Raw genomic sequence first — 8,658 nt, forward strand, 5'->3', positions numbered from 1 at the left:
CGCCGCAAGATCGGTGACGTCCCCAGCGCGCATGCGCTGCAGAGGCGTCTGGTCGCCGAAAGCGCGATTGGGTCGCTTGATCCAGTCATCCGCGAGATGCGGGTCGGAATAGACCAGCTCGAGCGCCTTGTAGATGCCGGCGACGTAGCCGATGCGGCGCAGCGTATCCATCGGCACCCGCACGGCGTTCCCGGCGCGCCAAGCATAGAAGGTCCGCTCGGCCGGCGCGCCGAGCAATGCGCGTGCATCCTCTGCACTCAGCCCCCAAGCCTGCACGATGGCGAAGAAGCCGCGGAGAGCGGCGGCTGGATCGATGCCCTGAGGGGCAAGCCGTATCCGTTCCTGGGTTTGCAGCATCGCGTCACTCCTGATTTGCATAAAATAGGGCGATTGCTGCAAATTTGCAAGAAATGGCCGTTGATTTGATTCTCCGCTCCTATCTTCGGTGGCATCGAAGCCATTTCAACAAGTTACAAGCTAACTCTAATGCTGGGCGAGTTGCCTATCCAGCCACCGGTAAGGAGCTGCCCGTGCATGACGCTATGACCCCGTGATGATGGTTTTGATTCTGGAGGCCAGCATTTCCATCGCGAAGGGCTTGGTCAGCAGGTACATGCCCGGCTCCAGGTGGCCATCGCCCACCGCGGCGTTCTCGGCGTAGCCCGTAATGAAAAGGACCTTCAGCGTCGGGCGGGCCTCCCGGGCGGCATCCGCCATTTGGCGGCCATTCATGCCCTTTGGTAGACCGACATCGGTAATCAGCAAGTCGATCCTTACGTCCGATTGCAGCACTTTCAGCCCGGACGTTCCGTCTGCCGCTTCGATCGCCGCATAGCCCAGTTCATCGAGCACTTCGGTGACCAGCATGCGCACGGTCGGCTCGTCATCGACGATCAACACTGTCTCCCCAGCCTGCGCTCGGGGCGCGTCGGAGAGCCTGGGTGGGATCACTTCCTCGTCCACCTCACCACGATGCCGGGGGAGGTAGATGCGCATCGTGGTGCCCGCGCCTTCCTCCGAATAAATCCGAACCTGTCCGCCGGACTGCTTGGCGAAGCCGTAGATCATCGACAGGCCTAGGCCGGTACCCTGGCCGAGCGGCTTGGTGGTGAAGAAAGGATCGAAGGCTCGCGCGATGACCTCAGGCAGCATTCCTGTTCCCGTATCGGTCACGCAAATCGCCACATACTGACCGGGCTGCATGTCACGCTCGCCTGCGCCGCGCTCGTCGAGCCAAGTATTGGCGGTTTCGATTGTGAGCCGGCCGCCGTTCGGCATGGCGTCCCGGGCATTGATACAAAGGTTGAGAATCGCATTCTCGAGCTGGTTCGGGTCACACAAGGTTGGCCAGAGTCCGATCGAAAGCACCGTCTCCACCACGATTTCCGGCCCGACCGTGCGCCGGACCAGTTCCTCCATGTCGGCAATCAGCCGGTTCGGACTGGTCGGCTTAGGATCAAGTGGCTGTCGCCGCGCGAAGGCGAGGAGCCGATGCGTCAGTGCCGCCGCGCGGCTGGCGGCACCCTGCGCGGCCGTGATGTAGCGGTCGAGATCGCCAATCCGGCCCTGAGCCAGCCGGGCCTTCATCAGTTCGAGGCTGCCCGTGATTCCGGTCAATAGGTTATTGAAGTCATGCGCTAGGCCCCCCGTGAGCTGGCCGATGGCCTCCATCTTCTGCGACTGGAACAGCTGCTCGCGCGATCGTTCCAACTGAAGCTGCGCCTCCTGCCGTTCGGTGAGGTCCCGGGTTATCTTGGCGAAGCCGATGAGCCTCCCCTTGTCATGAATGGCATCGATCACAACGCTGGCCCAGAAGCGGCTGCCGTCCTTCCGGAGCCGCCACCCTTCTGCTTCGTAACGGCCCACACGCCGCGCCGTTTCCAGCGCCGTCGATGGCAGGCCGCTGTCGAAATCCTCGGGCGTGTAAAATCGGGAAAAATGCTGCCCTAAAACCTCGGAAGCTGCATAACCCTTGATGCGCTCGGCCCCTGCATTCCAGTTGGTGACCTTGCCATCAGGGTCCAGCATGTAGATGGCATAGTCCGTCACCCCCTGAACGAGCAGACGAAAACCGCGTTCAGTTTCCAGCATTGCGAGCTGTGCGGTTCGCTGCTCGGTCATGTCGCGGGTGATCTTGGCGAAGCCCACTAGCTCGCCGCCCTTTCGGATAGGGTCGATGACCACCATCGCCCAGAAGCGGCTGCCATCCTTACGGCGCCGCCAGGCCTCAGTGGCGAAGCGACCGCTCTCGGCGGCAATCTTCAGCGCCTGCGCGGGGACACCTGCGGCTCTATCCTCGTCCGTATAGAAGCGCGAGAAGTGTTCGCCGATGATCTCCTGAGCGCTAAAACCCTTGATCCGCTCCGCACCGGCATTCCAACTCACCACTCGTCCATTGGGATCAAGCATGTAGATCGCATAGTCCACAACGCTTTGGACGAGCAGTTCGTAAGTATCGACCGCGGATGACACGTGCCTGTTCCTCTGGCGTCTGCCGCTATTCATGCCTCAAAGCCGAATCGTCATACAGAAGCGTTTGCATACGAAGTCCCTTCGGACTCTGCGTCCCAGCGGCAATCGGCGTTACTGCGGCACAGGGTCACGCGAAGTTGACCGTAGGAACCGGCGCGTGGCACGAGCGGAGGGGAGCCTGACGGTAGCCTCACGGCAATTCGTGCTCCTCTGTCGCTATCGTGTTTTGCCGGTCCAATTATGGCCATTTGATAGGAACGTAGAGAGAGAGCTACTTGATAGGAGGCCGTCGATGGGTTTGTTGCGAGTACTGTTGGTCGAGGACGAACCTATAGTCCGGGAAATGGCCGCGGAGGCTCTCAAGGACGAGGGCTTTGATGTTATAGAGGCCGAAACTGGTGATGCGGCGGCATTGCTACTCGTAGACGCAGACGAAATCGATGTGGTTCTCACCGATGTGCGGATGCCTGGCAAAATGGACGGCATAGATGTCGCGGTGCGTGCCCGCGAACTTCATCCCACAATTGTTGTGATCGTCGTGTCTGGATATGCTCCGCAATTGACAGAGCGCCTCAACAGCCTCGCTCCTCCGCCCCTCTTCTTCCGCAAACCTTACCGAACGAGCGAAATCGTTAGAACCGTAAGGCAGATGGCCGCTTAACGGTGGCAAGCTGCCGGTCGATATGATGGCATCAGTACTCGCTACTTCCTTGTCAGAAGCCGACTATCGCATCGGCGGCTAGGGTAATGGCACCGCTGTCGCGGCCGTCATTGAACGGTGTGGTGCCGGTCAATGACCGATCGTATCGTAAACTCGGGGCGAAGCATCAATGTCTGGATCGGGCTTGGTAGCCCAGGCTTGTATGTGACGCCGACGGTGAATTCGCTGTATGTGGTCGGCGTGGCCGCGATCGTCGTTGTGGGAATACCGGGTTCCGAATAGACAAAACTGTGGTTGCCTGGGAAGCCTGCGACAAAGAATCCCTTGTCGTCCCGCTACACCTCGATCCACCCATTCAAGGTGAGATGGTCGTTGAGGGCGTAAGATGCGTATGCGCGGCACCGTCGCCGTCCGCCTGAAAGGCGTCGTCGCGAATGTAGTTGAGTTAAGCTCGAACTTATTGGCCTTGTCGGTATAGAGCTGACCAAGGTTTAGGCCGTTGGAAGGTCCCGCGGGGTTGCCAGCGATGCACGCTTCGAACTGAGCCGAAAGCTTGATCGTGTTTTCCCAAGACCCTAGCGCCGGAGAGGCCGCCGACGCTGAGGCATGCGCCGCGCCGGAGGTCGTATCTTGCGCGCGAGCATAGCCAATGAAGAGCAATGTCGCCGATATTCCCAGGCCAAGGGTTTTCCAAGCCGAAGGCTCGCTCGTGCTCATGCTATGGCTCCAAGCCGCGAGCGCCTTCTTCGATTGAGAAGTAGCGCTTCGGCACATAGATCGTTGTGGCGACAACAGGATGTTCGTTTCGTGGGTTGGCGCGGCATTGTCGCACCACCCGAGGTAGCCGCTGACGCTATGCGCATCAACGCCGTTCGTGCCAGCCAGCTCCGCATTTATCGACGAAATATCGAGCTCTCTTACAATAGTCGTAATTCTATTCGGCTGGACCCGTAGTTTCGCGGCACTGGATAAAATGTCAGTTCACGGTTCTCATCACGCATGCATAGCTTGGCGCCCGCCCCACCCGACCAGGGCGTGCCAAAAACCGCGGGCATCTTTCCGGCCACTGAACGGTCAGCCTCGATGTATGCCCCTTGTTCCTTCGGATAGCCGCGGCTGGCCTCGACACAGGGACACCTCGGTGATTGGACCGGCAGAGCTGCTCTGGTAAGAGCGATCGGTGAGTGGGCTGGCCAGCCAGGAGAATGACTATGGACATCAAGCGTAGCGGGTCGATCCCTTCAGCGAGGGGGCCAAGCGACTACTTCACGGGCACGGTTCGGATCGATGCACGGTTCCAGGCGACGGAGCCCGCACGAGTAACCGGCGTGACGGTCACTTTTGAGCCCGGCGCACGCACGGCTTGGCATACCCATCCATTGGGTCAGACGCTGCTGGTGATTTCGGGTCTGGGCCGGGCCCAGCGTGAGGGCGGAGCGATTGAGGTGATTCGCCCTGGCGACATCATCTGGTTCGAGCCAGGTGAGAAGCATTGGCACGGCGCGTCACCGACGGTGGCCATGAGCCATGTCGCAATCGCGGAAACGCTTGACGGCAGGGCGGTCGATTGGATGGAGAAAGTGACCGACGCCCAATACGGCGCCGACCGGGAGATTTCTTGAGGGCCGACCGCACGGGCAACCGGCTGCGCGCCGAAGCAGCCAATCCCGATAGCGTCGTAGGAGAACAGACGATGGCATCCGCACCGGCAATGGTCTCATCTCCTCGCTGAAGACCACGGTTGAGCAATTGGATTGACCTGCGCGGCAGCCGGCCTTGCTCAGCGGCGGCAGCAAGGCTTGGGCGAGGCAGTAGTGGCGGCCCTCGCGGTCGGTATTACCTGGCTGGTCCGGAGAGCAACAGGCGAAGCGGGCTGATCGGGCCGAGCGGTATGAGCTGGAATGCCATCAACCCAGCTTGGCCTAGCGGCAGTTTGTCAAGAACCGCGAGGGCTTCTTGAGGGTCGGTGAGGTTCATGACGAACACGACCCCGCTATGGTCTTGCTTGATGTACCATTGGTCGATCTTTCCATCGAGGTATAGGTGCACGGTCGCGCGGACTTCCAAGGGCAGGATCGGCATCCACAATTTCGGTGTCGCCTTGGCAGTGAAGTTGCCGATTGCAAGGATCTTGGTGGTGGGCACCGAGGGGACGGAGGACGCCGGCGGCTCAACCGGCGCTGCCGCCTGGGCGAACGAGGCGGCGGGGCCTGCCAGCGCGAGAACCCCTGCGAAAGCTGCGAAGTTGCCCAGCCAGATTAAGCTCTTCATGTCACGTTTCACGATAGCATTTCCCTCGCGACGGCTTCGGGCATGTCGACTTGCAGCCAATGTCCTGCCGGCAATACGCTGAGGGAGGCATGCTTGAAATGAGACTTAAAATCGTCGGCGACACCCGTGTTGAGGGCTAGATCGGCGCCTCCCCAGATCAGCTTGACCGGAATATCAAGCGCCTCCATCTCGGCAAGGCGCAGCGTGTTTCGCGCGACTTCCTCGAAAATCTGCGCTGTCATCTGCGCGGAGGCCGGGCCGGAACCGGCCGCTCGCCCGAAATTGAAATTATTGTTGATGATAGGAGCAAGAAAAGCCTCGAAGGCCGCCTTGTGCTCTTCCGGCAAGGTCTCAAGGAATATTCTCTGCTGAAACCTGAGCAGCCAGGCAAATTGTTCGGGACTTTGCAGAATCGCGTCGGCAAGCGCCTTGAGGCCAGGGGTCGCGAAGAGCTCGATCAGTTCCGGCAGCCGAAGGCTCGGAGCCGCGGCGTAGAAAGTATTTAGAATACATAGCGAGGCGACGCGGTCCGGGTGGTCGATGGCGAAGTTGATCGCTGCGGGACCGCCGGCATCGTGTGCGACGGGAACGATCTTATCGATACCCAATGCTTCGACAACGGCCTCGAGATCCCCCAGTTGTTGCTTGAAACCATAGCGATTTCCGGCCGGCTTATCGGAAGCGCCGTATCCGAGGAAGTCGAATGTGACAACGCGCCGCCCAGCGGCAACCAGATGCGGAACCAGCTGGTCATAGATATGGAGGTTGTCGGGAAATCCGTGCAACAATACGAAGGCGGGGGCGGCGCCGGCATAGTCTCGCGCATAGACTTCACCTTGCTCGCGTGGGACAAGGTGTTCGTCGAAGCTCGGCTCGATACCCATTTCGTTACGGCCTCCTGTTTCGGGCTGTCTCTTTTGCGTACGCAATATTCAAGGCAAATGCTTAGCGCGGCGAATTCATGATGCCATTGGCGATCTCCGTGATGGCGGTCGTTCCGTTTTCCGTCAGCAAAGCCTTGCCTCGCGCCTGCGCCATCCGCCATGCTGGCGCCGCTCGCACTAAAAGGGTTTTGCCTGCCTTCGTCAGAATGATTGGTCGACCTCGACCCCCACCTTCGTCCTCAACTTCCGCTGCCCAGCCTTCGGAAATTAGAATCTTGAGGTTGCGCGTCAGCGTCGATCGATCTTGGTGGTGGTACCGGCCTATTGCCGCACGGGTCGCGGGCTGTATCCCGAATATGATTACGAGTAACGCGAACTGAGGTGAACCAATCCCGAAGGGCCGCAATTCCTCGTCATACATGGCTGTAAGTACTCTCGAGATCAGGCGGGCGCGCATGAGCACGCAGCCGCTGTTCATCTCAGCGATGATCTCGCCCTCAACAGGACTGCTATTCTCTCTCATAAGCCGCCTTGTGTTGCATATACAATATCGAGTCAAGCTTTGTCTAGCGGGTGCCGTTGCGATCGGGTTGTCCCCATTGATTCGTTTTGCTGATTTCTCGGCCGCGGCTGATTCATCGAATTCATCAGATTGCTTCGAGTTCGGGTTTGGCACGCGATTCGCCGTCGCTTAGGATTCGTCCAGTTCGGGGGAGAGCCTGACATGGTTGTCATTAGCGCCGCGTCGGCGCGACTAGAACTCAAGGCACCCTATCATCCGACGTTGCCATTTCGCGCAAGGCAGATCGGTGGGGTGTGGCTCGGCGCGGCAATCGGTTGGGTCTTTCCGCTCGAACAGGAACAGGCATTGCGCGCAGTGTGTCTAGACATATGGGCGGTTGACGGCACGATCGCAGCCAAGGGAGACGTGATTGATCTTCAAATCACGGTCGGGGAGGACGTGCCCTTTCGTTCTGTGTTCGAAGCACATGAGACGCCGATCTATCTCGTAGGGCGCGAGATCGCAGCATCGCTCAGGAATCTGCGTGGCGCTCGCCCAGGTCGGGGCATTCAATTTCTAGCTGGGAAGCCACGATGCCTCACGTCGCCGAGCACGTGGTCGACGTCTATTCCGGATGGCGCCGTCTTCGTAATACGCGATGTGCCGCGCTGCGCCGCCAAGCGCTTTCGGGAAGCGGTCGGCGGTGCCGGGCTGGTCGAGGAGAGCGCTCCCCGCGTGGCGAAAGCGCGAGTGACGCTTCTGAAAAGCGCTCGATGACTTCGCGGCGCCGACAGCGACCGGGCTAAGCAGACACTTCCATCGGCGGATGCGCTAGGTGGGATTGTTGGGAGCCGCATCCTGGATCTGACGATGTGCGGCGTTGATACTAAGCCCGGTCAGCAGGAACGCCGGCGGGCACCTCTAGCCGCCGCTCAGGGCCTTCTTTGATGACGAAATCGTGATCTAGCTGGCTGCAAAAACACGCACCTGACGGAAGTCATAAGCCACGCATCTGGTACCCTCGGGCGGGCGGAGTGTGTTGACATATTTCGGGTCTCTCGACGTATTTGCGACGCCCTCTGGGAAGCATAAAGGTTTGGGTTCAGCGCTGAGGGCCCAATCGACACAATGACTGCCGGCGTTGTATACCGCCTACGCTCTGAAGCTTTCTTGTGACCGCCGGCGCGCTGGCTTCTTGCTGCTCATCAATCTACGCTCGGCCTTGGGTTTCAGGATGTCCCCTTGTTCGAATAGAACAGCTAACAGCATTTAGAATTCCACAATGAAGCAAAGCATGATTTAGGTGGACAGAGCCTGTCACCCAGCAGGACATGCGTGATGATCTGGCCATGCGAATCAGGAGACGAGTGATGCCCGCCATTTGCGACGAAACGCTACCGCCATTTGCGCGTGATGAAGCGCAACCCATTGAATGGCTGCAGTGCCACTATCTCCGCGTGCGGTCTGAGACGGAGGCGCTGGCGGCGCCGTTGTCGCCCGAGGACCAGACTATCCAGTCTATGCCGGATGCTAGCCCAACCAAATGGCACCGCGCGCATACGACCTGGTTTTTCGAAACCTTCGTGCTGCTTCCGAATCTGCCGGGCTACGAGGTCTTCGATCCGGCATTCGGATACGTTTTCAATTCCTATTATGAGGCCGTCGGCCCCCGCCCGCCGCGGGGATCACGCGGCGTTCTTAGCAGGCCAGGTATACAGGCGGTGTCAGACTACAGAGCGCATGTCGATGCGGCAATGACGCGACTTCTTGCGAACTGCAGCTCCGAGGTCGTCAATCTCGTCGTCATAGGTCTGCATCATGAGCAGCAGCACCAGGAATTGCTGCTGACGGACATCAAGCACGCTTTT

General features: G+C 59.6%; 10 protein-coding genes. 5 read left to right on the forward strand and 5 right to left on the reverse strand.

What is annotated here, in order from left to right; genetic code table 11:
• The coding region (locus tag GSQ83_RS17710) for an MbcA/ParS/Xre antitoxin family protein (RefSeq protein WP_158804174.1) at positions 1-357 on the reverse strand (357 nt) is incomplete at its 3' end.
• Between the two features lie 183 nt (positions 358-540).
• Positions 541-2,472, reverse strand: a complete 1,932-nt coding sequence (locus GSQ83_RS17715) for a PAS domain-containing sensor histidine kinase (protein WP_254065753.1) — start codon at positions 2,470-2,472, stop codon at positions 541-543.
• Between the two features lie 313 nt (positions 2,473-2,785).
• Here GSQ83_RS17715 and GSQ83_RS17720 point away from each other — a divergent pair, with 313 nt between their 5' ends.
• The 3 genes from GSQ83_RS17720 (at position 2,786) to GSQ83_RS17730 (ending at position 4,755) form a co-directional block, all read left to right on the forward strand.
• Positions 2,786-3,133 carry a response regulator gene (locus tag GSQ83_RS17720; RefSeq protein ID WP_158804176.1) on the forward strand — a complete coding sequence of 116 codons (348 nt, stop codon included), beginning with the start codon at positions 2,786-2,788 and terminating at the stop codon, positions 3,131-3,133.
• Between the two features lie 132 nt (positions 3,134-3,265).
• Positions 3,266-3,415 carry a hypothetical protein gene (locus GSQ83_RS17725; RefSeq protein ID WP_158804177.1) on the forward strand — a complete coding sequence of 50 codons (150 nt, stop codon included), beginning with the start codon at positions 3,266-3,268 and terminating at the stop codon, positions 3,413-3,415.
• Positions 3,416-4,344: 929 nt separating this feature from the next.
• Positions 4,345-4,755: a cupin domain-containing protein gene (locus GSQ83_RS17730; RefSeq protein WP_158804178.1), complete on the forward strand. Its 411-nt coding sequence runs from the start codon at positions 4,345-4,347 to the stop codon at positions 4,753-4,755.
• A gap of 214 nt (positions 4,756-4,969) precedes the next feature.
• Here GSQ83_RS17730 and GSQ83_RS17735 read toward each other — a convergent pair whose 3' ends face one another.
• The 3 genes from GSQ83_RS17735 to GSQ83_RS17745 form a co-directional block, all read right to left on the reverse strand.
• Complete coding sequence (locus tag GSQ83_RS17735; RefSeq protein ID WP_216850293.1) at positions 4,970-5,404, reverse strand: hypothetical protein; 435 nt, start codon at positions 5,402-5,404, stop codon at positions 4,970-4,972.
• A gap of 8 nt (positions 5,405-5,412) precedes the next feature.
• A complete protein-coding gene (locus tag GSQ83_RS17740; protein ID WP_158804179.1) occupies positions 5,413-6,288 on the reverse strand; it encodes an alpha/beta fold hydrolase in 876 nt (291 codons plus the stop codon).
• Positions 6,289-6,349: 61 nt separating this feature from the next.
• Complete coding sequence (locus GSQ83_RS17745) at positions 6,350-6,964, reverse strand: MarR family winged helix-turn-helix transcriptional regulator (RefSeq protein ID WP_216850294.1); 615 nt, start codon at positions 6,962-6,964, stop codon at positions 6,350-6,352.
• 48 nt (positions 6,965-7,012) lie between these two features.
• Between GSQ83_RS17745 and GSQ83_RS17750 the strand changes: the two genes are divergently transcribed.
• Both GSQ83_RS17750 and GSQ83_RS17755 read left to right on the forward strand, forming a co-directional pair.
• Positions 7,013-7,567 (forward strand): hypothetical protein, encoded by a 555-nt coding sequence (locus GSQ83_RS17750; RefSeq protein WP_158804180.1) that lies wholly within the window; start codon positions 7,013-7,015, stop codon positions 7,565-7,567.
• A 593-nt stretch (positions 7,568-8,160) separates the two neighbouring features.
• Positions 8,161-8,658: DinB family protein (locus GSQ83_RS17755; RefSeq protein ID WP_174246675.1), on the forward strand; the 498-nt coding region annotated here is incomplete at its 3' end.

The organism is Acidisoma sp. L85 (genome assembly GCF_009765865.1).
In the GTDB taxonomy this organism is placed as follows: domain Bacteria; phylum Pseudomonadota; class Alphaproteobacteria; order Acetobacterales; family Acetobacteraceae; genus Acidisoma.